The 23,257-nt window shown below is 73.2% G+C and carries 22 protein-coding genes and 1 tRNA gene; 19 read left to right on the forward strand and 4 right to left on the reverse strand.

Annotated features, from left to right (window positions below; genetic code table 11):
- The first annotated feature begins 81 nt into the window (after positions 1 to 81).
- Positions 82 to 273 carry a sulfurtransferase TusA family protein gene (locus CR165_RS25740; protein WP_245906610.1) on the forward strand — a complete coding sequence of 64 codons (192 nt, stop codon included), beginning with the start codon at positions 82 to 84 and terminating at the stop codon, positions 271 to 273.
- Here the strand turns inward: CR165_RS25740 and CR165_RS19790 are convergent.
- Together CR165_RS19790 and tsaB are read right to left on the reverse strand one after the other, a co-directional pair.
- The gene (locus CR165_RS19790) at positions 248 to 697 is read right to left on the reverse strand and encodes a GNAT family N-acetyltransferase (protein ID WP_245906603.1); all 450 of its coding nucleotides are present in this window, start codon (positions 695 to 697) and stop codon (positions 248 to 250) included. The two genes, CR165_RS25740 and CR165_RS19790, sit on opposite strands and share 26 nt — an antisense overlap.
- Positions 690 to 1,355: a tRNA (adenosine(37)-N6)-threonylcarbamoyltransferase complex dimerization subunit type 1 TsaB gene (gene tsaB / locus CR165_RS19795; protein WP_181378250.1), complete on the reverse strand. Its 666-nt coding sequence runs from the start codon at positions 1,353 to 1,355 to the stop codon at positions 690 to 692. Before tsaB ends, CR165_RS19790 begins: the two co-directional genes overlap by 8 nt.
- Positions 1,356 to 1,517: 162 nt before the next feature.
- Between tsaB and ddpX the strand changes: the two genes are divergently transcribed.
- From ddpX to CR165_RS19855, 12 genes are all read left to right on the forward strand, one after another.
- Positions 1,518 to 2,066: a D-alanyl-D-alanine dipeptidase gene (gene ddpX / locus CR165_RS19800; RefSeq protein WP_109518672.1), complete on the forward strand. Its 549-nt coding sequence runs from the start codon at positions 1,518 to 1,520 to the stop codon at positions 2,064 to 2,066.
- A gap of 44 nt (positions 2,067 to 2,110) precedes the next feature.
- A complete protein-coding gene (locus CR165_RS19805) occupies positions 2,111 to 2,755 on the forward strand; it encodes a LolA family protein (RefSeq protein WP_109518673.1) in 645 nt (214 codons plus the stop codon).
- A 72-nt stretch (positions 2,756 to 2,827) separates the two neighbouring features.
- The gene (locus CR165_RS19810) at positions 2,828 to 3,634 is read left to right on the forward strand and encodes a gamma-glutamyl-gamma-aminobutyrate hydrolase family protein (protein WP_109518674.1); all 807 of its coding nucleotides are present in this window, start codon (positions 2,828 to 2,830) and stop codon (positions 3,632 to 3,634) included.
- 348 nt (positions 3,635 to 3,982) lie between these two features.
- A complete protein-coding gene (locus tag CR165_RS19815; protein ID WP_109518675.1) occupies positions 3,983 to 4,789 on the forward strand; it encodes an exodeoxyribonuclease III in 807 nt (268 codons plus the stop codon).
- 68 nt (positions 4,790 to 4,857) lie between these two features.
- Positions 4,858 to 5,868, forward strand: coding sequence for a UDP-glucose 4-epimerase GalE (gene galE / locus CR165_RS19820; protein WP_109518676.1), 1,011 nt, complete (start codon positions 4,858 to 4,860; stop codon positions 5,866 to 5,868).
- 131 nt (positions 5,869 to 5,999) lie between these two features.
- Positions 6,000 to 7,589, forward strand: a complete 1,590-nt coding sequence (gene crtI / locus CR165_RS19825) for a phytoene desaturase family protein (protein ID WP_109518677.1) — start codon at positions 6,000 to 6,002, stop codon at positions 7,587 to 7,589.
- On the forward strand, positions 7,586 to 9,169 hold the full coding sequence (locus tag CR165_RS19830) for a phytoene desaturase family protein (protein ID WP_109518678.1): 1,584 nt from the start codon (positions 7,586 to 7,588) through the stop codon (positions 9,167 to 9,169). The genes crtI and CR165_RS19830 overlap by 4 nt, the downstream gene beginning before the upstream one ends.
- A gap of 74 nt (positions 9,170 to 9,243) precedes the next feature.
- Positions 9,244 to 9,990, forward strand: coding sequence for a lysophospholipid acyltransferase family protein (locus tag CR165_RS19835; RefSeq protein ID WP_109518679.1), 747 nt, complete (start codon positions 9,244 to 9,246; stop codon positions 9,988 to 9,990).
- Complete coding sequence (locus tag CR165_RS19840) at positions 9,987 to 11,105, forward strand: glycosyltransferase (RefSeq protein WP_109518680.1); 1,119 nt, start codon at positions 9,987 to 9,989, stop codon at positions 11,103 to 11,105. Before CR165_RS19835 ends, CR165_RS19840 begins: the two co-directional genes overlap by 4 nt.
- A 25-nt stretch (positions 11,106 to 11,130) precedes the next feature.
- Positions 11,131 to 12,795: a squalene/phytoene synthase family protein gene (locus CR165_RS25150; RefSeq protein ID WP_181378251.1), complete on the forward strand. Its 1,665-nt coding sequence runs from the start codon at positions 11,131 to 11,133 to the stop codon at positions 12,793 to 12,795.
- Positions 12,792 to 14,036 (forward strand): hydroxysqualene dehydroxylase, encoded by a 1,245-nt coding sequence (locus CR165_RS19850; protein ID WP_109518681.1) that lies wholly within the window; start codon positions 12,792 to 12,794, stop codon positions 14,034 to 14,036. The genes CR165_RS25150 and CR165_RS19850 overlap by 4 nt, the downstream gene beginning before the upstream one ends.
- Positions 14,033 to 15,322 (forward strand): aldehyde dehydrogenase family protein, encoded by a 1,290-nt coding sequence (locus tag CR165_RS19855; RefSeq protein ID WP_109518682.1) that lies wholly within the window; start codon positions 14,033 to 14,035, stop codon positions 15,320 to 15,322. Before CR165_RS19850 ends, CR165_RS19855 begins: the two co-directional genes overlap by 4 nt.
- 476 nt (positions 15,323 to 15,798) lie before the next feature.
- On the opposite strand, the gene CR165_RS19860 is transcribed toward CR165_RS19855, so the two are convergent.
- Positions 15,799 to 15,881 (reverse strand) — tRNA-Leu (locus CR165_RS19860).
- 51 nt (positions 15,882 to 15,932) lie between these two features.
- Positions 15,933 to 16,847 carry an NAD(P)-dependent oxidoreductase gene (locus tag CR165_RS19865; protein WP_109518683.1) on the reverse strand — a complete coding sequence of 305 codons (915 nt, stop codon included), beginning with the start codon at positions 16,845 to 16,847 and terminating at the stop codon, positions 15,933 to 15,935.
- A gap of 185 nt (positions 16,848 to 17,032) precedes the next feature.
- Between CR165_RS19865 and CR165_RS19870 the strand changes: the two genes are divergently transcribed.
- The 6 genes from CR165_RS19870 to CR165_RS19890 all read left to right on the forward strand — a co-directional run bounded on the left by CR165_RS19870 (position 17,033) and on the right by CR165_RS19890 (position 23,253).
- Positions 17,033 to 17,710, forward strand: a complete 678-nt coding sequence (locus tag CR165_RS19870) for a GntR family transcriptional regulator (protein ID WP_219929794.1) — start codon at positions 17,033 to 17,035, stop codon at positions 17,708 to 17,710.
- Between the two features lie 230 nt (positions 17,711 to 17,940).
- Positions 17,941 to 19,296, forward strand: coding sequence for an allophanate hydrolase (atzF, locus tag CR165_RS19875; RefSeq protein ID WP_245906604.1), 1,356 nt, complete (start codon positions 17,941 to 17,943; stop codon positions 19,294 to 19,296).
- Positions 19,293 to 19,700, forward strand: a complete 408-nt coding sequence (locus CR165_RS25745; protein ID WP_245906605.1) for an allophanate hydrolase-related protein — start codon at positions 19,293 to 19,295, stop codon at positions 19,698 to 19,700. Before atzF ends, CR165_RS25745 begins: the two co-directional genes overlap by 4 nt.
- Positions 19,701 to 19,735: 35 nt before the next feature.
- Positions 19,736 to 21,334 (forward strand): ABC transporter substrate-binding protein, encoded by a 1,599-nt coding sequence (locus CR165_RS19880; RefSeq protein ID WP_109518684.1) that lies wholly within the window; start codon positions 19,736 to 19,738, stop codon positions 21,332 to 21,334.
- A 15-nt stretch (positions 21,335 to 21,349) separates the two neighbouring features.
- Entirely contained in the window at positions 21,350 to 22,363 is a 1,014-nt protein-coding gene (locus CR165_RS19885) for an ABC transporter permease (RefSeq protein WP_109518685.1), read from the forward strand.
- Complete coding sequence (locus tag CR165_RS19890) at positions 22,363 to 23,253, forward strand: ABC transporter permease (protein ID WP_109518686.1); 891 nt, start codon at positions 22,363 to 22,365, stop codon at positions 23,251 to 23,253. Before CR165_RS19885 ends, CR165_RS19890 begins: the two co-directional genes overlap by 1 nt.
- The last annotated feature ends 4 nt before the right edge of the window (positions 23,254 to 23,257 follow it).

Consider the following 23,257-nt stretch of genomic DNA (forward strand, 5'->3'; position numbering starts at 1 on the left):
GATCAATCCTCCCAAAAAATTACTGTGCCGCAAGAAGAACTTTTTGACCAATCTCTTGATATCACAACCGAGACTTGCCCGATGACATTCGTCCGCACGCGGCTGGCCCTGGATCGGCTGCCGGCGGGTGGAATTCTGCTGGTTCGGTTGCGGGGAGAAGAGCCGCTTCGCAATGTTCCGCGCACCGCCATCGAGCAGGGGCACGAGGTTCTCGACGAAAGCGCGGCAGAAGATGGCAGCGTGCTGCTCAGGATCCGCAAAGGCGGCGGCTGAGCACCAGCGCGTCGCTGCCATCCGCGTAGTAGCGCCGGCGCCGGCCGCTCCCGGTGAAGCCCGCCGCCGCGTAGAGCGCGCGCGCGGCCGTGTTGGCCTCCGAGACCTCCAGGAACATCGTGGCCGCGCCAGCGGCCAGGGCGCGGCCCAGCGCGGCCGCCAGCAGCGTGCCGCCCACACCCTGCCGCCGTGCCGGCGGCGCCACCGCCAGGGTGAGGATCTCCGCCTCGTCCGCCGCCACGCGGGCCATCACGAAGCCCTTCTCCGGCACCAGCAGGGCGTAGGCCCCCGGCATCTCCAGCAGCAGCCGCAGCGCGTCGTCGCCCCAGCGCTCCCCGGGCGGGAAGGCCTGGGCGTGCAGCGCCGCCAGCGCCGGCGAATCCGCCGCGCCCGCGGACCGCGGTCCGGCCTCCCGCTCAGGCACCGGGCAGGCGCACCGCGGGAGGCTCGACATAGAGCGGCAGCGCGGCGCGTGGCGGCAGCCGCCCGGCAAGCCGCAGCGCCGCCACCGCGGCCACGGCGCCGGCTTCCGGCAGCAGGCTCCCGGTCAGCCGGGCCGCGATGCCGCGCGCCGCCAGCGCCTCCGCCACGGCGCCGGCCATGTCGCCCACCAGCGCCACCGGGCCGGCGGGGTCGGGCAGCTCCTCCGGCGCCAGGGATTGCGGCGGGGCGGCGGCGGCATCCTCGCCGGGGGCGAAGCGCTCCAGCAGCACACGGCCTCGCCGGGTGTCGATCACCGACCAGACGGCCACCCCATCCCGCAGCGCCGGCGGCAGGGCCGCCCGCAGCGCCTCGCCGGTGGTGACGCCGATGGCCGGGCAGCCGGCCGCCAGCGCCACGCCCTGCGCCAGCGCCAGCGCGGCCCGCAGCCCGGTGAAGCCGCCTGGGCCGATTACCGCCGCCACCGCGTCCAGCTCGGTCGCGGCGAGGCCCGCCTCGGCCAGCACGCGCGCCACCATCGGCGGCAGCGCCACCGCCTGGCCACGCGCACCCTCCGCCAGGGCCGAGGCACGCACCGCGCCATCCACCCACACCGCCGCCGAGGCCCGCGCCAGCGCGCCATCCATCGCCAGAATCCGCATGGTGGGTTCCATAGGGCAGGCGAGGCCTGGAAGGAATGCGCGCGGTGCGGGGAAGGAAGTAAAGGCAGGGAGAATGAATTCCCCCTGGCCCCCTTCTTTTTTCGGTCTGCTTACGGGTGCGCCTGCGGCGACACCGGGCGGGCGGGGTGACAGAATACGGCCATGCTCCTGCCCGTAAACGAAGCCGACGGCTTCCTGCTCGATCTCCGCTACGCCACGCCGGACAACCTGACCGGGCGGCCGATCTACCGGCGGCCCGTGGCGCTGCTGCTGCCGCTGGCGCGGGAGCGGCTGTTCCGCGCGCGCGACCAGGCGGCGCGGCTGGGGCTGAAGCTCCGCGTGTTCGACGCCTTCCGGCCGCTGGAGGCGCAATGGGCGCTGTGGCACGCGGTGGAGGACAAGCGCTTCGTCTCCGACCCGCGCGCCGGCGGCGTGCATCCGCGGGGCGCCGCGGTGGACCTCACCCTGGCCGATGCCGCCAGCGGCGCCTCCCTGCCCATGGGCACCGGATTCGATGCCGTGGAGGCCGAATCGGCGCACGGCCATCCCGGCGTGCCGGTGGAGGACCAGCGCAACCGCGCCCTGCTGCTGGGGCTGATGACCGCCGCCGGGTGGGACCATTACGGGCTGGAATGGTGGCACTACCAGCTGCCGGAGGCGCGCGCCTTCCCGCCGCTCAGCGCCACCGCGGTGCCGGGCGGGCCGATGTGAGCGGGGGTCTTCTCCCGCGCGCGGCGGCGCGCCAAGTAGGGGGCATGGACCGCCGCACGCTGCTCGCCGCCACCCTCGCCCTGCCCCTCCTGCCGCGCCCCTTCCTGGCGGCGCCGGCCGCCGCCCAGGCGGTGCCGGCCAACCAGGCCGCCGCCGTCCTGGCGCGGGTCGAGGCCTACATGAACGGCCTCACCACGCTCCGCGCCCGCTTCCTGCAGATCGCGCACCAGGGCGGCTCGGCCGAGGGCACCGCCTACATCGCCCGCCCCGGCCGTATGCGCTTCGACTACGACCCGCCGGAGCCGCTGCTGCTCATCGCCTCCGACGGCCAGTTCCTCTACTACGACCGGGAACTGAAGCAGCCGAGCATCGTGCCGGTCTCCTCCACCCCGCTGGGCTTCCTGCTGAGGCCGCAGCTGCGCTTCGGCGGCGACATCGAGGTGCTGGGGGTGGAGCGCGGCAACGGCTTCGTCGGCGTCACGCTGCGGCGGCGGGACAACCCGGCCGAGGGGCGCCTGACCCTGGTTCTGGCCGAGGACCCGATGGAGCTGCGCCAGTGGCTGGTGGTCGATGGCCAGGGCCGCCAGACGCGGGTGACGCTGAGCCAGATCGAGACCGGCGTGAACCTGCCCCGCCGCCTCTTCACCTTCAACGATCCGACCTTCTTCGAGAGCGAGGGCCGACGCTGAGGCAGGGCTGACGCCACCGTTATGCACGATTAATGCCTTGATCGCGCCGCCTTGCGGCGCAACCTTTGCCTCATGCGCCCTTTGATCGGCATCCCCTGCTGCATGAAGGCCTTCGGCGCCTTCGCCATGCCCAACCACGCCGTGTCCGACCATTACATCAAGGTCGTAATGGGCCCGGTCGGCGGCACGCCGATCCTGGTGCCGGCCGCGGGCGACACGGTGGTGCAGGACATCCTGCCGCGCCTGGACGGGCTGCTGCTCACCGGCAGCCGCTCCAACGTGGCGCCCGGCCTCTACGCCGGCCCGCCGCACCTGGAAGGCACGCCGGAGGATCCGGCACGGGATTCCACCACCCTGCCGCTGATCCGCGCGGCGCTGGAGGCGGGGCTGCCCCTCTTCGCCATCTGCCGCGGCTTCCAGGAGCTGAACGTGGCGCTGGGCGGCACGCTGGACCAGCGGGTGCAGGACCTGCCGGGCCGGCTGGACCACTCCACCCCGGTCGACCAGGTGCTGCCAAGGGTGCGCACGGGCAAGGCGCACAATGTGCGCGTGCTGGAAGGCGGGATGCTGGCGCGGGTCTGGCAGGGGCTGGACTGGTCGCCGGAGGGCGTGCCGGTGAACTCGCTGCACAACCAGGCGGTGTCCCGGGCCGCCCCCCGGCTGTTGCCGGAGGCCTGGGCGCCGGATGGCACCATCGAGGGTGGCCGCGTGGAAGGCGCCCGGGGCTTCGCCCTCGGCGTGCAGTGGCACCCGGAATATGACTGGGCGGAGGATATCCTCTCCCGCCGCCTGTTCGAGGCCTTCGGGACAGCCGCGACGCGCTGGGCCCTGGAACGGGTTGGCAACGCCGCCTCCGCGGCGGCGCTTGCGGCGGAATAGCCACAGGCCGAATCGAAGTTTTCGCGTCAAACGTTTTTGAGTTGCGGCAAAAAACCCTTATCTTCCCGTCGGGAGGTGCCATTTTGGCACTGGTTGGCCGGCTCCCCTCCGGCTCACCCGACCATTCCCCCAAGGAATGATACCCCCCAAAGGCGCCCGGTCCCCCCCGACCGGGCGCCACCTTTTCCGTCATCCTGCCTTCGCGCCCGGGGCGCTGGCCCCGACAGCCTGCCGAAGCACGATATCGCCTGAAAACAGCGCGTTGGCGGCGTGGTGAAGACAGGGGTGGACGGCAGGAGAGACGGAAGCGCCCTAGCCCTGCCCCGCCATCCAGATTATCGAGCGCGCATGCCGACCCTCCGCATCGTCACCTGGAACATCAATTCCGTCCGCCTGCGTCTGCCCCTGCTGGCCGATCTGGTGCGCGACCTCGCGCCCGACGTGATCTGCCTGCAGGAAACGAAATGCCCCGACGATCTGTTTCCACACGCAGGCGTCGAGGCGCTGGGCTTCCCGCATCGGGCGGTGAGGGGCATGAAGGGCTATAACGGGACCGCCATCCTCTCGCGCATTCCCTTCGCGCTCCGGCCGGGCGACCCGGACTGGTGCGCCAAGGGCGATTGCCGGCATCTCGGCGTCGATCTGGCGGTGCCGGGCGGGCTGGAGGTGCACAACTTCTACGTTCCTGCCGGCGGCGACATTCCCGACCGCGGGGCCAACCCGAAATTCGCCCACAAGCTGGACTTCATTGCCGAGGCCACGGCCTGGGACGCGGCGCGCGGACCGGCGCGGCGCGCGGTGATGATGGGCGATCTCAACATCGCCCCCCTCGAGAGCGATGTCTGGAGCCACAGGCAGCTTCTCGACGTCGTCTCCCACACCCCTGTCGAGGTGGCGGCGCTGGAGGGGTGGCAGCGTGCCGGCGGCTGGCACGATGCCATCCGGCACTTCGTGCCGCCGCCGGAGAAGCTCTACACCTGGTGGTCCTACCGGGCGCGGGACTGGGAGGCTTCGGACCGGGGCCGGAGGCTGGATCACATCTGGGTCAGCCAGGATCTGGCCAGCCATCTGCGCGACTGGCGGATCCACCGCACAGCGCGGGGTTGGACCCAGGCCAGCGACCATGTGCCGGTGCTTGTTGAACTGGATGTTTAATGCACGGGCCCGCGTTGACGAGATAAGGTCCGGCGCATCATTTTTGCTCCAGAGTAAAGGATCTTGGGATGGCACGCTTCCTTGTTACGGGCGGGGCCGGCTATGTCGGCAGCCATGTGGTCCTCGCCCTTAAGGAGCGTGGTGATGACGTCGTCGTCATCGACGACCTGCGGCAGGGCCACCGCGCCGCCATTCCGGAAGGGGTGGAGCTGGTGGTGGCCGACCTCGCGGATCGCGCCCGGGTGGCCGATGTCCTCGCCGGCTGGAAGTTCGACGGTGTGCTGCACTTCGCGGCCCTCTCCCTGGTGGGAGAGAGCATGCGTGAGCCGCTGCGCTACATCACCGAGAACCTTTCCAACACGCTCGGCCTGGCCGATGCCGCCATCAAGGCGGGCTGCCAGCGCTTCGTGCTCTCCTCCACCGCCGCGCTGTTCGGCTTCCCCGAGCGGCTGCCGATCGACGAGGGCTGCCGCCTCGGCCCCGTCTCCGCCTATGGCGAGTCGAAGCTGATGGCGGAGCGCGGGCTGGAATGGGCGGAGCGGGTGCATGGCCTGCGCTCGGCCAGCCTGCGCTACTTCAATGCCGCCGGCGCCGACCCGCAGGGCCGGCTGGGCGAGGACCACAACCCCGAGACCCACCTCATCCCGCTGGCCATCAACGCCGCGCTGGGGCTCGGGCCGGAGCTGACCCTGTTCGGCACCGACTACGACACCCCGGATGGCACCTGCATCCGCGACTATGTGCACGTGACCGACCTGGCGGACGCGCATCTGCGCGTGCTGGGCGTGCTGGAGCAGGGCCGCAGCGTCCGCTACAATGTCGGCAACGGCAGCGGCTACTCGGTGCGCGAGGTGATCGACACCGTGCAGCGCGTCACCGGCCGGCCGGTGCCCTACCGCACCGGCCCGCGGCGCCTGGGCGACCCGGCGGTGCTGGTAGCCTCCAACACCCTGCTGCGCGAGGAAACCGGCTGGACCCCGCAATACGCCGCGCTGGAGGACATCGTCCGCACCGCCTATGCCTGGCGCGCCGCCCATCCGCACGGCTTCGACGACAGCGCCCGCCCGGTGGCGGCCTGACGCCGACCACCCGGCGCCGGAACCGCAGCGTTCGGCAGGATGAAGGACGGCTCTCATCGATGTAACCCTTGGCAAGGGACGAACACGCCGCAACTCTGCAGATGAACCAGACAGGTGATCGCAAAGTCGGCATGAACGCTTCCTTGCCCCTACCCACCTCGCCCGGTCCTGGACGCCCGGGCGGGCGCCCTCATGTCATCGTCATCGGCGCGGGGCCGGGCGGGCTGGCCGCGGCCATGCTGCTCGCGGCCCGCGGCGCCCGTGTCACATTGCTGGAGAAGGACGGGGTGGTGGGCGGCCGCAGCCGCACCCTGACGACGCCCGAGGGCTACCGATTCGACCTCGGCCCCACCTTCTTCCTCTACCCGCGCATCCTCGAGGAGATCTTCGCGAGCTGCGGCGCCGAGCTGCGGCGCGAGGTGGCGCTCACGCGGCTGGACCCGCAATACCGCCTGATCTTCGGCGGCGGCGCCGGCCCGGTGATCGACGCCACGCCCGACCTCGACCGCATGGCCGCCGAGATCGCCAAGATCGACCCGCTGGACGCCACCCGCCTGCGCGACTTCATGGTGCAGAACCGCAGCAAGCTGGAGGCCTTCCGCCCGGTGCTGGAGCGCGGCTTCTCCTCCGCCGCCGACCTGTTCGGCCTCGACATGCTGAAGGCGCTGCCGCACCTGCGGCCGCACCTCTCGGTGGACACGGAGCTGAAGCGCTACTTCCGCGACCCGCGCACCCGGCTGCTGTTCTCGTTCCAGAGCAAGTATCTGGGGATGAGCCCGTTCCGCTGCCCCAGCCTGTTCACCATCCTCTCCTTCCTGGAATACGAGCACGGCGTGTTCCACCCCGAGGGCGGCTGCGGCGCCGTGGCCACGGCCATGGCGCGGGTGGCCGAGCGGATGGGCGCCGAGATCCGCCTCGGCGCCCCGGTCGAGCGCGTGCTGTTCGAGGGCAGGCGCGCCACCGGCGTCGAGGTCGGCGGCGAGCGGCTGATGGCCGACGCGGTGGTGATGAACGCCGACTTCGCCCATGCCGCGCCGAAGCTGATCCCGGATGCCCTGCGCCCGCGCTGGTCGGACGCGCATCTGGCGCGCGCGCGCTATTCCTGCTCCACCTTCATGCTCTATCTCGGCGTGGAGGGGCGCTTCCCCGAGATCGCGCACCACACCGTGCTGCTGGCCGAGGATTACCGGCGCAACCTGCAGGAGATCGAGACCGGACTGCTGCCGGGCGAGCCCTCCCTCTATCTGCACAACCCGGTGGCCACCGACCCTTCCATGGCGCCGCCGGGGCACAGCAGCCTCTATGTCTTGGTGCCGGTGGCCAACCTGCGCGGCACCATCGACTGGGCGACGCGCGCGCCGGAATTCCGCCGCATGGCGCTGCGGCGGCTGGCCACGCTCGGCCTGCCGGACATCGAATCCCGCATCCGCTATGAACGGATGGTGACGCCGCTGGAATGGCGCGACGAGTTCGCGGTGGGCTATGGCGCCACCTTCAACCTGGCGCATGATCTGGGCCAGATGCTCTGTTTCCGCCCCGGCAACCGCTTCGGCAGCACGGAGCGGCTCTATCTGGTGGGTGGCGGCACGCATCCGGGCAGCGGCCTGCCGGTGATCTACGAGGGCGCGCGCATCAGCGCCGACCTGTTGTCGCGCGACCTGGGGCTCGGCGGCATCGAGACGCGCCTGCCCATGGCGCAGGGAGAGGAGACGGTCGCATGACGACGTCGCATGTTGTGGTGATCGGCTCCGGCCTGGGCGGGCTGTCGGCGGCGGCGGTGGCCGCGGCGCGTGGCCACCGGGTCACGCTGTTCGACAAGAACCCCTGGCTCGGCGGCAAGGCGGCGGTGCTGAACCTGCCCGGCGGCCCCGTGGGGTCCAACAGCGGCTTCCGCTTCGACATGGGCCCCACCATCCTGACCATGCCGCGCGTGCTGCGCCGCATCTTCGCCGAGGCCGGGCGGGACCAGGCGCAGGACCTGCCGCTGATCCGGCTCGACCCGCAATGGCGCTGCTTCTTCGAGGATGGCACGGCCATTGACCTGATGCAGGACGTGCCGGCCATGGCGGAGAGCATGAACCGCTTCGCCCCCGGCAATGGCGACGGCTACCGCCGCTTCCAGGACGTGGCCACCCACCTGCACGACGTCTCGGAGAAGTTCTTCTTCTGGAAATCGGTGGAAGGGATTGGCGACACGCTGGACTTCAAGGCCAACTTCCAGCCCGACACGCTGCGCGACGTGCTGGCGCTGCGCATGGGGCAGAGCGTGGCCAAGGTGATCCGCGGCCATGTGCCGGATGCGCGGCTGGCGCAGATGCTGGACCATTACTGCCAGTATGTCGGCTCCTCCCCCTACCTCGCCCCCGCCGTGCTCTGCGGCATCGGCGACATGCAGGCGAGCGAGGGGGTGTGGTACCCGAAGGGCGGCACCCGTGCCGTGGCCGAGGGGCTGGCGAAGCTCGCCGCCGATCTCGGCGCCGACCTCCGCCCCGGCGTCGAGGTGACGGGGATGGACACGGAGGGCGGCCGGGTGCGCGCCGTCTTCGCGGGCGGCGAGCGGATCGCCTGCGACGCCGTCATCTCCAACATGGATGCCATCCGCACCTATGGGGAGCTGGTGGGCGGGGCGCCGGCCGCGAAGTACAGCCGGAAGAAGTACGAGCCGGCCTGCTCCGGCGTGGTGCTCTATCTGGGCCTCAACAGGCGCTACGAGCACCTGGCGCATCACGACTTCATCTTCTCCCGCGACGCGGAGGAGGAGTTCGACGCCATCTACAAGAAGGGCATCCCCGCGCCGGACCCGACCGCCTACCTCGCCGCCCCCTCCGCCACCGACCCCTCCGTGGCGCCCGAGGGCGGCGAGGCGCTCTACGTGCTGGTGCACACCCCGCACCTGCGCCCGGGCCAGGACTGGAAGGCGATGCTGCCCGGCTACCGCCGCACCATCCTCGACAAGCTGAAGCGCACGGCGGGGATGGAGGATATCGAGGAGCGCATCGTGGTGGAGCAGGCGCTGACGCCGCAGGACATCCACGAGCGCTACAAGGTGCTGGACGGCGCCATCTACGGCCTGGCCAGCCACGGGGTGTGGACCGGCGCCTTCAAGCCGGGCAACCGCTCCCGCGCGGTGAAGGGGCTCTACCTCGCCGGCGGCGCCGCGCATCCGGGGCCGGGGATGCCCATGGTGATGATGTCCGGCTGGATCGCCGCCGACGCGCTGGACCAGGACCTCGGCGGGCGCGGCATGAGCGAGGCGGCACGCGCGGCGGGGCAGCGCGGGGTGCCGCTGGCGGCGGAATGAGCAGTTCCAGGCCGGGGCCGGAAGGGGCGCCGCCCCCTCCGGGCTCCCCCGCCGACCTGTATTCGGCGCCCCATATGCGGTTCTACCATTTCATGTTCGGCCGCTTCGCACGGCGCCACATGCGGGCGCTGCGGGTGGCGGAATGGGGGGTGCCGCAGCTTCCGCCGGGGCCGCTGGTGGTGTTCGCCAACCACCCCTCCTGGTGGGACGGGGTGGCCTTCATGCTGCTCTCCCGCAGTCTCTTCCCCGGCCGGCGCATGTTCATCCCGATGGAGGCGCAGGCCCTCGCCCGCTACGGCTTCATGCGCCGCCTCGGCGTGTTCGGGGTGGAGCAGGAGAGCGCGCGCGGCGCCGTGGCCTTCCTCCGCACCGCCACCCACGTGCTGGAACCAGGGCGGGACGACATGCTCTGGATGAACGCCCCCGGCCGCTTCGCCGATGCGCGGGAGCGGCCGGTGCCCATAGCACCCGGGCTGGTGCGGCTGCCGGAGCTGGCGCCGCACGCCACCTTCATCCCCCTGGCGCTGGAATACCCCTTCTGGAGCGAGCGCAAGGCGGAGATGCTGGCTGCCTTCGGCCCGCCCTTGTCAGGGGCGGAATTGCAGGCCATGCCTCGGGAGCAACGACAGGCGGCGCTGGCCGGGGCGCTGGCCGGCACGATGGACCGCCTCGCCGGGGATGCCATCGCCCGCCGGCCGGAGGCGTTCCGCGTGGTGGCGCAGGGAGGGGAAGGCATGGGCGGCATCTACGATCTCTGGCGGCGCGGCCGCGCCCTGTTGCGCGGCCAGCGCTTCGACGCGCGGCACGACCGCCGCGCATGAGCGCCGTGGCGAACGGGCTCGGCTGGGCCGCGCTGGGCCTGGCCGCCTTCCCTGCCCTGCTCGGCACGTTGAACCTGCGCCGGCTGCGCCGCCCGCGCGGCACCCCGCCCGGTCCCAGCCTCGTCTCCATCCTCATCCCGGCGCGGGACGAGGCGGCGCATATCGAGACCTGCGTCCGCGCCGCCCTGGCCAGCGAGGATGTGGCGGTCGAGGTGCTGGTGATGGACGATGGCAGCCAGGACGACACCGCCGCCATCGTCCGCGGCCTGATGAAGCGGGACCGCCGGCTGCGCCTGCTGCAGGCGCCGCCCCTGCCGCCGGGCTGGACCGGCAAGGTGCATGCCTGCGCCCGGCTCTCCGAGGCGGCGCGCGGCACCCACCTGCTGTTCATCGACGCCGATGTCCGCCTAGCCCCGCATGCCGCCGCCGCCCTGGCCGCCCATGCGGAGGATCACGAGATCGCCCTCGTCACCGGCGTGCCGCGGCAGGAGATCGGCTCCCTGGGCGAGGCGCTGACGGTGCCGGCCATCAACCTGATGATGCTGGGCTACCTGCCCGGCGGCGGCCGCGCCGGCAGCAGCCGCGCCTCGCTTGCCGCCGCCTGCGGCCAGCTCATCCTGGTGCAGGCGCCGGCCTATGCGGCGGTGGGCGGCCACGCCGCCGGCCCGAGCGTGCTGCATGACGGGCTGGCGCTGGCCCGCCGCCTGCGCGCGGGCGGCTTCCGCACCGAGGTGGTGGACGGCGCCCCGCTGGCGCGCTGCCGCATGTACCGGAGCTTCCGCGAGGGGTGGGAGGGCTTCCTGAAGAACGCGCGGGAGGGCATGGCCACGCCGCTCGGCCTGCCGGTCTGGACCGTGCTGCTGGGCGGCGCCCACCTGCTGCCCTGGCTGCTGCTGCCCTTCACCGCGCTGGCGCTGCCGGCGCTGCTGCTCTCGCTCGGCCTGCGCGCCGCCATCACCTGGCGGACGCGGGAGCCGTGGTGGACGGTGCCGCTGCATCCCGCCACCGTGGCCGTGGCGCTGGGCATCCAGTGGTCGGCGCTGCTGGGCGGCTGGCTCGGCCGCCGCCCCGCCTGGAAGGGCCGCGCCTATGGCCCCGCCGGCCCCGCCACGTGAAGCCTCATCGCGTGACGTGCCCGGCATGAGTGCCGCCCCCGCCGCCGAGGTGCTGGCCGGCCCGCCGACGCGCGGCCCGGGCTCGGAGAACTTTCCCGTCGCCTCCTGGCTGCTGGCGTCGGCGCTGCGCCGCCCGGTGCTGGCCTTCTACCATTTCGTCCGCGCCGCCGACGACATTGCCGACCACCCGGAGCTGCCGCCGGAGGAGAAGCTCGCCCGCCTCGCCCGGCTGGAGGCGGCGCTGGACGACCCGGCCGCGTCCCTGCCCCTGGCCCGCGCCCTGCACGAGAGCGGCGCCGGCACGGCCGAGGCGCGGCGGATGCTCTCCGCCTTCCGCCAGGACGCCACACAGCGCCGCTATGCCAGCTGGGCGGCGCTGGAGGATTACTGCGCCCGCTCCGCCGCCCCCGTGGGCCGGCTGCTGCTGCGGCTGCATGGCGAGACGGACCCGGAGGCGCTGGCCGGCGCCGAGTCGCTCGCCGCCGCATTGCAGATCCTGAACCACCTGCAGGATCTGGGCCCCGACCGCGCGGCGCTGGACCGCGTCTACCTGCCGCAGGACTGGATGGCCCTGGCCGGCGGCGAGGACGCCTTCTTCACCGACGCCGCCGCCCGTGCCCCCGTGCTGCTCACCGCGCTGGACCGGGTGGAGGCGATGCTGGACCGCGCCGCCCGCCTGCCGCGCCGCCTGGAAAGCCGCCGCCTGGCGCTGGAATCGGCGGTGACGCTGCACCTCGCCCGCCGCCTGCTGGCGCGGCTGCGCGCGGCGGACCCGCTGGCGGGGCGCGTGGCGCTCTCCCGCGCCGACATGGCCGCCGCCCTGCTCGCCGCCCTCCGCCTCGGCGCCCCCCGCCTTGGCGCCCCCCGGCTCGGCACCGACGACGCGGCGCTGGTGCGGGCGCGGGTGAAGCGCGCCCGCTCCTCCTTCGCGCGCGGCATGGCGGCCACGCACGGCCCGGCGCGGCGCGCGCTCTACGCCGTCTATGCCTTCTGCCGCGCGGTGGACGACATCGCCGACGGCACCATGCCCGAGGCCGACAAGCGCGCTGGCCTGGCCGAATGGCGCGGCAAGCTGGAGCGGCCGGACTGCCCGCTCTCGCGCGAGCTGGCCTGGGCACGGGACGCCTTCGCCCTGCCGCTGGCCGAGTGCCACGCCATGATCGACGGCATGGAGGCCGATGCCGGCCCCAGCCGCCGCATCGCCGACCGCGCGGCGCTCGACCTCTACTGCCGGCAGGTGGCGGGCAGCGTCGGCGCGCTCGCGGTGCGGATCTTCGGCGCGCCGGAGGCCGAGGCCTACGGGCTGGCGCTGGGCCATGCCTTCCAGCTCGTCAACGTGCTGCGGGACATCGACGAGGACGCGCTGCGCGAGCGTGTCTACCTGCCGCTCTCCGACCTCGCCGTCGCCGGCATCCCGCCCGATGCCACCGCCGCCGCGCTGGTGGCCGATCCGCGCCTGCCGGGGGTGGCGGCGGCGCTGGCCGAGCGCGCCGAGGCCGCCTTCGCCGAAGCCGATGCGCGGATGCCCCCCGGCCGGGCACGCGAACTGAAGCCGGCGCGGCTGATGCTGCTGGGCTATCACGCGTTGCTGCGGCGGATGCGCGCCCAGGGCTTCGCCCCGCCGCGCCGCCGCCCGCGCCTGGGCCGGGCGGAGAAGCTGGCGGTGGCGCTGCAGGCGCTGCGGCCGTGAGCGGTGCCCCCGCCACCCATGTGGTGGGCGCGGGCGTGGCGGGGCTGGCTGCGGCCTGGGCGCTTTCAAGCCAGGGCCGCCGCGTGGTGCTGCACGAGGCCACGCCCGCCGCCGGCGGCCGCGCCCGCGCCCTGCCGGACGGCACCGACAACGGCACCCACGCACTGCTCGGCGCCAACCCGGCGGCGCTGCGCTTCCTGGCGGAGATCGGCGCCCGCACCGGCTGGGTGGAGCCGGAGCCGGACCGGCTGCCGGTGCTGGACCTGGAGAGCGGCGCCCTGTGGCGCGTCTCGCTCTCGCCGCTCGGCTGGTGGCGGAAGGCGGCCCGTCCGCCGGGGCTGGACGCCGCCGGGCTGCTGGCGCTGCTGGGGGCCGCCCGGCCGGGCCGCCGCGTCACGGTGTCGGAGGCCTTCGCCCGCCATCCGGTGCTGCTGCGCGGCTTCGTCGAGCCGCTGACCCTGGCGGCGCTGAACACCGTGCCGGCGGAGGCCGGGCTGCGCCGCCTCGGCGCCGTGCTGCGCCGCATGGGCCGCCCAGGTGCCTGCCGGCTCTATGTGGCGCGCGAGGGGCTGGGGCCCGACCTCGTGCAGCCCGCGCTGGCGGCGCTGGCGGCGCGCGGCGTGGAGATCCGCCCGGGCGACCGCCTGCGCGCGCTGACGGTGGAGGGCGGCCGCGCCACGGCCCTGCACTTCTCTAGCGGCACGCGGCCGGTGGAGGCGGGGGTGGTGCTGGCCACCCCGCCCTGGGAGAGCGCCCGGCTGCTGCCCGGGCTGCGCGTGCCGGATCGCCACGCGCCGATCCTGAACCTGCACTACGCCCATGCCAGCGGGGCGGGGCCGCGCTTCCTCGGCCTGCTGGGCGGCGTCGGCCAATGGGTGCTGGTGCGCCCCGGCGCCGTGGCGGTGACGGTGAGCGCCGCCGCCGCCGTGCTGGAGACGCCGCTTGAGGTGCTGGCGGAACGCGTCTGGCGGGAGGTGCGCCGCGCCGCCCTGGCCGCCCGTTTGCCCGGCGCCTGGCCCGAGGCCCCCCCCGCTTGGCGCGCGGTGAAGGAGCAGCGCGCGACGCCCCTGCACACGCCGGACCAGCCCGCCCCGCCGCCCCTGCTGCCCCTGCCCAACCTGGCCCTGGCCGGGGACTGGATGGAGCCGCTCCTGCCCGCCACCATCGAGGCCGCCACCCGCTCCGGCCTGCGCGCCGCGGCCGCCCTGGCGCGCGCCCTCCCGAAAGCCGCCGCCCGATGACCGACACACCCGCCGCCGCCCTCGCCGCCCTGCGCGCCGAGACGCAGCGCCCCACCCTCCGCGAGCGCCGCGCCCTGCTGGCCGCGCTGGCGCGGGAGGTGCTGCGCCGCGCCGAGGATTTCGCCGCCGCCGCCGATGCCGATTATGGCGGCCGCTCCACGGTGGAGACGCTGGTGGCCGATGTGCTGCTGGTGGCGCAGGCGGCGCGGCGGGCGCGGCGCTGGCTGTGGTGGTGGGCGATGCCGCGCCCGGTGCTGGCGCCCTTCCCGTTCCAGCCGGCGCTGGCCTGGGTGGAGCCGGTGCCGAAGGGCGTGGTGGGGGTGATGGCGCCCTGGAACTACCCCATCCAGCTCGGGCTGTGGCCGCTGGCCGAGGCCATCGCCGCCGGCAACCGCGTGGTGCTGAAGCCGAGCGAGCACACCCCCCGCACCGCCGCACTGCTGGCCGAGGTGGTGGCGGCAGCCCTCGGCCCGCGCATGGCGCGCGTGGTGCAGGGCGATGCCGCGGTGGCCGCCGACTTCGCCGCGCAGCCCTGGGACCACCTGGTGTTCACCGGCGGCACCGGCATCGGCCGCGCGGTGATGCGCGCGGCGGCGGAGAACCTGACGCCGCTGACGCTGGAACTCGGCGGCAAGTGCCCCGTGCTGGTGCTGCCGGGCGCCGACCTGCCCCGCGCCGCCCGCGCCATCCTGGCCGGCAAGGCGGTGAATGCCGGGCAGACCTGCGTGGCGCCCGACACGGTGCTGCTGGTCGGCCACACGGCCGAGGCCTTCGCCGCCGCCTGCCGCGCCGCCGCCGTGCCGGTGGAGACCGCCGTGGCCCCCGCGCAGCGCATCCGGCAGGCGGCGCTGGCCAAGGAGGGCGAGGCATTGCCCGGCGGAATCGTGCTGGTGGCCGATGACAGCGCCGAGGAGCTGTTCGGCCCGGCGCTGGCGCTGCGCGCGGTGCCGGATCTCGCGGCGGCGATTGGCTGGGTCCGGGCGCGGCCGGCGCCGCTGGCGCTCTACCTGTTCGGCGCCAGCCGGGCGGAGGCCGCCGCCGTGGCCGCCGGCACCCGCGCCGGCGCGCTGGTGGAGGAGCGCTGCGTGGAGCACGCCGCCTTCACCGCCCTGCCCTTCGGCGGCGTCGGCGCCTCGGGCTTCGGGCGCTACCATGGCCGGGCGGGGTTCGAGAGCTTCAGCGACCTGCGCGGGCGGGTGCGGCACGGCCCCTTCGCGCTCGCACGGATGTTCGACCCGCCGCGCAGCGCGCGGGTGCGGAAGCTGGCGCGGCAGTTGCTCCGCTGAGGCGGCGGGGCGCTCCAGCCCGCCGCCCTCTTCCCTGCTTCCGCGCGGCCCGGTGCAAGGCAAGAGCCCCGCGTGTCTCACATGACAGAAAAGCCATGCATGGCCCGATGCTGCACCCGCGAAATACGCAGTGCTGAAGCCTGGGGGGTGTCCCTATATTCCTTTTCGCAGCCGCAGCATCGCGGCCGTTTCAAAGGAACAGGGGTCTACCCATGTCCGAATTCCTCTTTGTCACTGTCGTTGCCGCCCTGGTCGGGGGTGGACTGTATGCCCGGTCCCTGATGGACCTGAACTGGCCCGCGGGCCTGCCGCGCATCAGCTCGGCGGAGTAACCGGCCGACACACGCGGCGCCTGCCTTCTGCGGCGGGCGCTGGTCCGGACGGCGCGGCGACGAGCCGCGCCTCCCGCACTTTCCAGGGATCGCGGCCCGGAGATCGTGCCGAGATCGCGCCGCCCAGGCTGCGGAAGAGGCGGATGCGGGCGACGGGACTCGAACCCGTACATCCCTGAGGACGGGGGCTTTTAAGGCCCATGCGTCTACCATTCCGCCACGCCCGCACCGCCGGGGCTTCCTGCCACAGCGGCGCAGGCGGCGAAAGACCTCCCCCCTCAGCCCGCCGCGATGCGGCGGCAGTGGTTCAGCGAGGCCTCGATGAGGTTGTCGCTCGCTTCCGGCGTGCGGAAGGCCGAGTGGGCGGAAAGCGTCACGTTCGGCAGCGTCGTCAGCGGGTGGCCCGCCGGCAGCGGCTCGATGTTGAACACGTCCAGCGCCGCATGCGCCAGCCGCCCCTCGCGCAGCGCCGCGATCATGGCGTCCTCATCCACCACCGCGCCGCGCGCCGTGTTCACCAGCATGGCGGTGGGCTTCAGCTGCGCCAGCTTCTCGGCGGAGAGGAAGCCGCGCGTCTCGTCGTTCAGCAGCAGGTGCACCGAGAGCAGGTCGCTCTCCGCCAGCAGCCGGTCCAGGCTGACGAACTCGATGCCCTCGGCGGTCTTCGGGCTGCGGTTCCAGGCCAGCACCTTCATGCCGGCGCCGCGGCAGAGCCGCGCCATCTCGGCGGCGATGCCGCCATAGCCCAGCAGCCCCACCGTCTTGCCGGTCAGCTCCACGCCATCGGTGCGCACCCAGTTGCCGGCGCGCATCTCGCGGTCCATGCGGGCGATGCCCTTGGCGGCGATCCACATCAGGGTGAAGGCCATCTCGGCCACCGCCGTGTCGCCATAGCCCTTGATGATGTGGACCTCGATGCCGCACTCGGCCTGGAGCTCCTCCGGGTTCATGTAGCTGCGTGCGCCGGTGCCGAGGAACACCACATGCTTCAGCGAGGGGATCTGCTTGGCGATCGCCGTCGGCAGGGCGGTGTGGTCGATGATGACGATGTCATGCCCGGCCACCAGGGCGGGCAGCTCCTCCGGCGTCACGTCGGGCTGGACGTTGACCGTCACCGGCATGTCGCTGTCGCGGCGCAGGCGCCGCATCACCTGGCCCAGAGCCTCGCCGGCATCCACGAAAATGGCGCGCACAGACACTCTCCTTTGATTCCGCGCGCATGGTAGCGGCCTCCGGCAGCGCGTCCAGGGTGGCGGGCGGGCAGGGCTCCATGCCCTTCCAGGCGGCGTGCCGTATTCCGCCGGCCGGCCCGGGCCACTATGCCGGTGCGGCAAGGCCCGGAACCCAGGGCCTGCCATCCGCGAGGAATTTCACCGCCGTGCCGAGCCCTGCCGCCCCCGCCACCCGCGCCGAAGCCCTGGCCGAGACGCTGGCGGAGCGGATCGTCTCCGGTGCGCTGAAGCCGGGCCAGCGGCTGGACGAGCAGGCCCTGGCCGCCGAGGCCGGCATGTCCCGCACCCCGGTGCGGGAGGCCCTGCGGCGCCTGACCGCCACGGGGCTGGTGGAGTTGCGGCCGCACCGGGGCGCCGTGGTCGCCTCTCCGGCGCCGGACGGGCTGCGCGCCGCCTTCGAGCTGCTGGCCGAGATGGAGGCGCTCTGCGCCCGCTGGTCGGCGCTGCGCATGGCGCCGCAGGAGCGCGCGGCGCTGGAGGAGCTGCACCACGCCATGGCCGCCCTGGTCCGTGCCGGCGACCGCACGGGCTACCGCGCGGCCAACCGCCGGCTGCACGGGCTGATCTATGCCGGGGCGCACAACCCGCCCTTGGCCGAGGTGGCGCAATCCACCCATCAGCGCCTAGCGCCGTTCCGCGGCGCCCAGTTCGAGGCGCCGGAGCGGCTGGCACGCTCCCACGCCGAGCATGGCCAGGTGGTGGCCTGCCTGATGCGCGCGGACGCCGAAGGCGCGGCCGAAGCCATGCGGCGGCATATCTTCTCCAGCGGCGCCTCCTGGGAGAGCATTTCCGGACGGCCGGAGCGCAGCGAGCGCCGCATTTGATTAATAAAAAGGCTCCTAAGCCGGCATTGCATACAATTTCTGCGGCAGGAGGAATCTGGTCGTCTTTTTCCTCCGGCCGTCTCCTTCCGGCGGCGCGATCATGTCCGGGCAAGCCCGGCGCCTTCCACCTATCCGGTGCGCCCGCGCAGGACTGGCACGCCGTTTGCTGACCCTTCCCCGGTGAACCCACCCGCCACTTCCGGCGCGGCGGGGCCGAGCAGGGCAGGCGCATGGACCTCACCCTTTCCGCCGGCATGGCGGACATCGACGGCTTCCGCCGCCGCTATGCCGCGGGCGAAAGCCCGGCCGATCTGCTGCCCGCCCTGCGCGGCCGCATCGCCGCCTGCGACGACCCGGGCATCTTCCTCCATCTCGCCAGCGCCGGGGCCATCGAGGCCGCCGCCGCCGCGCTGGACCCGGCCGACCGGGAGCGCCTGCCGCTCTGGGGCATCCCCTTCGCGGTGAAGGACAATATCGACGTGGCAGGCATGCCCACCACCGCCGCCTGCCCGGCCTTCGCCTACACCCCGGCGCGCCATGCCGGCGTGGTGGAACGGCTGGTGGCGGCGGGCGCCATCCCCATCGGCAAGACCAATCTGGACCAGTTCGCCACCGGCCTCGTCGGCGTCCGCACGCCGCACCCGGTGCCCCGCAACCCGCGCGCGCCGGGGCGGGTGCCGGGCGGCTCCTCCTCCGGCTCGGCCGTCGCCGTGGCGCGAGGGCTGGTGCCCTTCGCGCTGGGGACGGATACGGCGGGCTCCGGCCGCATCCCCGCCGGGCTGTGTGGGCTGGTGGGGCTGAAGCCCACCCCCGGCGCCGCCTCCACGCGCGGCGTGGTGCCGGCCTGCCGCTCGCTCGACTGCGTTTCCATCTTTGCCCACAGCGTGGCGGAGGCCTGGACGGCCTATGCGGCGATGGCCGGCGCGGATGCGGAGGACCCTTTCTCGCGCGACATCCCCCTGGGCCTGCCCGCCGCCGCCCCGCCGGTGCGAGTGCTCGGCATCCCCGCCGAGGCGGACCGGCCGCGCTTCGAGCCGGAGGCCGAGGCCGCCTGGGACGCCGCGCTGGAGCGCCTGCGCGCCCTCGGCCTGGAGCTTCGCCCGGTGCCGATGGCCGCCTTCCGCGAGACCGCCGCGCTGCTCTACGAGGGCGCCTGGGTGGCCGAGCGGCTGGCCTCGCTGGAAAGCTTCTTTCACGCCGCCCCGCCCGGTGCGGTGCTGCCGGTGACGCGCGGCATCATCGAGGCGAATGGCCGCCGCCACAGCGCGGCAGACGCCTTCCGCGCCTTCCATCGCCTGGCCGAACTGCGCCACGCCACCGCCCCGCTCTGGGGCGAGATCGACGCGCTGGCCGTGCCGACCGCGCCCCTCTTCCCCACCCGGGAGGATCTGGCCGCCGATCCGGTCGGGCCGAATGCCCGCCTCGGCACCTTCACCAACTTCGTCAACCTGCTGGGCCTCGCGGCGCTGGCCGTGCCGGGGCCGGACCGGCCGGACGGGCTGCCGGCGGGCGCCACCTTCATCGGGCCGGGCGGCAGCGATGCGCGCCTCGCGGCGCTCGGCCTGCGCTTCGAGGCCGCGGCATGAGCGAGATGGAGATCGGCGTCGTCGGCGCGCACATGTCCGGCCTGCCGCTGAATGGCGAGCTGCTGGCGCTGGAGGGCCGCCTGCTGCGCGCCACCCGCACCCGCCCCTGCTACCGGCTGTTCCGCCTGCCCGGCGGCCCACCCTTCCGCCCCGGCCTGCTGCGCGTGGCGGAGGGCGAGGGCCATGCCATCGCGCTGGAGGTGTGGGCGCTGCCCCGCGCGAGCATCGGCGCGCTGCTCGCGGCCATCCCTTCCCCGCTCGGCCTCGGCACGCTGCGGCTGGAGGATGGCACCGCGCCCAAGGGCTTCCTGGTGGAGGCCGAAGGCGCGCGGCAGGCCGAGGATATCTCTGACAGTGGCGGCTGGCGGGCCTGGCTCGCCAGCCGCGCCACGGCGCCCGCCTGATGCGCCGCCCCACCCAACCCGAAGGAAGATTGCCCATGCAACGCCGCGCCTTCCTGGCCGCCACCGCCGGCGCCCTCGCCGCCCCCGCGCTGCGCCCCGCGCCCGCCGAGGCGCAATCGGCCAGCCGCGCCGAGACCCTGCTGCTGGTGCAGGAATACGGCCCCAACAGCATGGACATGCAGGGCATCGGCGCCTCGCAGCCGGTGAACGGCGTGGCGCTGAACTGCTACGACCGGCTGCTGAGCTACAAGAAGGTGCCGCTGCCCGATGGCGGCGGCCACAGCTTCACCCTGCACGCGCTGGAGCCGGAGCTGGCCGAGAGCTGGCAGGAGGCCAGCGACGGCATGAGCGTCACCTTCAAGCTGCGCGAGGCGAAGTTCCATTCCGGCCGCCCGGTGCGCGCGCAGGACGTGAAGTGGTCGCTCGACCGCGCCGTCTCCATCGGCGGCTTCGCCACCACGCAGATGGCGGCGGGCAGCATGGAGAAGCCCGAGCAGTTCGTGGCGCTCGACGACCGCACCTTCCGGATCGACTTCATCCGGAAGGACAAGCTGCTGATGCCCAATCTCGGCGTCACCATCCCCTATGTCATCGACAGCGAGACGGCCAAGGCGAATTCGGGCGGCGACCCCTGGGCGAAGGAGTGGCTGAAGAACAACGTCGCCGGCTCCGGCGCCTTCAAGGTCGAGAGCTGGAAGCCCGGCGTCGAGACCATCTATGCCCGCAACGACGACTGGTGGAATGCCAGCAAGCCGAAGCTGCGCCGCATCATCACCCGCGACATCCCCTCGCCCTCCACCCGCCGCGCGCTGCTGGAGCGGGGCGATGCCGATGTCTCGGCCCTGCTGCCGCCCAAGGACTTCGCCGACCTCGCCGCGGCGGGCAAGGTGAAGGTGGTGGGCGTGCCGGTGCCGAACGGCATCTGGTACTGCGCCATGAACAGCGCCACCGGCCCCTTCACCGATGTGCGGCTGCGCCAGGCCGTGGCCTGGGCGATGCCCTACGAGAAGATCATGCAGGCGGCGCTCTACGGGCGCGGCGTCATCATGTCCGGCGCCGAGGGGGGGCCGACCACCGCCTGGCCGCAGCCCTTCCCCTACAACACCAACATCGAGAAGGCGCGCGCCCTGGTGCAGCAGGCGGCACCGGGCGGCATCACCACCTCCGTGCTGTTCGACGCCGGCCAGGCCACGGTGGCCGAGCCGATCGCGCTGCTGGTGAAGGAGGCGCTGGCGCCGCTCGGCATCACCGTCGAGCTGAACAAGGTGCCTGGCAGCAACTTCCGCGGCGAGCTGGCGAAGAAAAACTCGCCCATGGTCATCAACCGCTTCGCCGGCTGGCTGGACTGGCCGGACTACTACTTCTTCTGGAACTTCCACGGCAGCAACTCGATCTTCAACGTCGCCTCCTACCAGAACCCGGAGATGGACAGGCTGATCGATACCGCCCGCTTCACCTCGGACGCGGCGGCCTATGAGGCGGCGGTGAAGGGCTTCATCGGCATGGCCCAGCGCGAGGCGCCGGTCGTGCCGCTGGCGCAGCCGCTGCACGACATGGCGATGCAGAAGAATATCGGCGGCTACCAGTTCTGGCCCTGCCGCGAGCCGGATTTCCGCGCCTTCACCAAGGGCTGAGGAGGAGCGGGGCCGATGTTGCGCACCGTGCTGTCGCGGCTGGGGACGGCGTTGCCCAGCCTGGCGGGGGTGGTGGTCATCACCTTCCTGCTCACCCGCGTGCTGCCCGGCGACCCGGCGCTTTACTTCGCCGGGCCGGTGGCCTCGCCAGAGGCGATCGCCGCCATCCGGGCGCAGCTCGGCCTCGACCAGCCGCTCTGGACCCAGTTCGCCGGCTATGTGGCGGCGCTGTTCCGGGGCGATCTCGGCACCTCCCTCACCACCGGCCGCCCGGTGGTGGAGGATATCGCGGCGCGGCTGCCGGCCTCGGCGGAGCTGACCCTGCTCGGCCTGTTCATCGCCGTGGGCATCGCCGTGCCGCTCGGCATCCTCGCCGCGCTGCGGCAGGGCTCGTGGATCGACCATCTCTGCCGGCTCGTCACCACGGCGGGCGTCTCGCTGCCGGTGTTCTTCACCGGGCTGCTGGCGGTCTATGTGTTCTACTACCTGCTCGGCTGGTCCCCCGCCCCGCTCGGAAGGCTGGACAGTTTCCTCAGCGAGCCGCCCGCGCGCACGGGCTTCCTGCTGATCGACAGCCTGCTGGCGGGCGATACGGAAGTCTTCCGCGCGGCACTCGGACAAATCCTGCTGCCGGCGCTGACGCTCGGAATCTTCGCCCTCGCCCCGCTGGCGCGCATGACGCGGGCCGCCATGCTCGCCGCCCTCTCCGCCGAGTTCATCCGCACCGCGCGGGCCAATGGCCTCGGCGGGCGCACCATCGTCTTCGCCTATGCCTTCCGCAACGCCATGCTGCCGGTGCTCACCACGCTGGGTATGGTGTTCTCCTTCCTGCTCGGCGCGAATGTGCTGGTGGAGAAGGTCTTCGCCTGGCCCGGCATCGGCTCCTACGCGGTGGAGGCGCTGATCGCCTCGGACTTCGCGCCCGTGCAGGGCTTCGTCCTCACCATGGCGATCCTCTACATCCTGCTCAACCTGGCGATCGACCTGCTCTACGGGCTGATCGACCCCCGCATGCGGAAGGTGGCGTGATGGCCGAGAACCCGGCTCTTCCGGCCGCCAGGGCGCCCTCCCCGCTCGCCGCCCTGCTGCGCCACGCGCGGCACGTGGTGGGGGAGAACCCGGTCACCGCCATGGCCTTCGGGCTGTTCTTCCTGCTGCTGCTCTGCGCCCTCCTTGGCCCCTGGATCGCACCGCACGACCCGCTGGCGAGCGACACGGCCCGCGCCCTGGCGCCGCCCTCCCTGAGCAATCCCTTCGGCACGGACCATCTGGGGCGGGACATCCTCTCCCGCGTCATCGTGGCGACCCGGCTCGACCTCGGCATCGCCATCTGCTCGGTGGCGCTGGTGTTTGTCCTCGGCGGCCTCGCGGGTGTCGCCGCCGGCTTCTTCGGCGGCTGGACGGACCGCATCGTCGGCCGCATCGCCGACACCATCATGGCCTTCCCGCTCTTCGTGCTGGCCATGGGCATCGTCGCCGCCCTCGGCAACACGGTGACGAACATCGTCATCGCCACCGCCATCGTGAACTTCCCGCTCTATGCGCGCATCGCCCGCGCCGAGGCGGCGGTGCGGCGGGAGGCCGGCTACGTGCAGGCCGCGCGCCTCACGGGAAACGGCGAGTGGCGCGTGCTGCTCGGCACCATCCTGCCCAACATCCTGCCGATCATGGCGGTGCAGATGTCGCTGACCATGGGCTACGCCATCCTCAACGCGGCGGGGCTCTCCTTCATCGGCCTCGGCATCCGGCCGCCCATGCCGGAATGGGGCATCATGGTGGCCGAGGGCGCCGCCTACATCGTCTCCGGCGAGTGGTGGGTGGCGCTGTTCCCGGGCCTCGCGCTGATGCTCGCCGTCTTCACCTTCAACCTGCTCGGCGACGGTCTGCGCGACATCGTCGACCCGCAGCGCCGGAGCTGAGCCG

The organism is Teichococcus aestuarii (assembly GCF_003116135.1).
GTDB lineage: Bacteria > Pseudomonadota > Alphaproteobacteria > Acetobacterales > Acetobacteraceae > Pseudoroseomonas > Pseudoroseomonas aestuarii.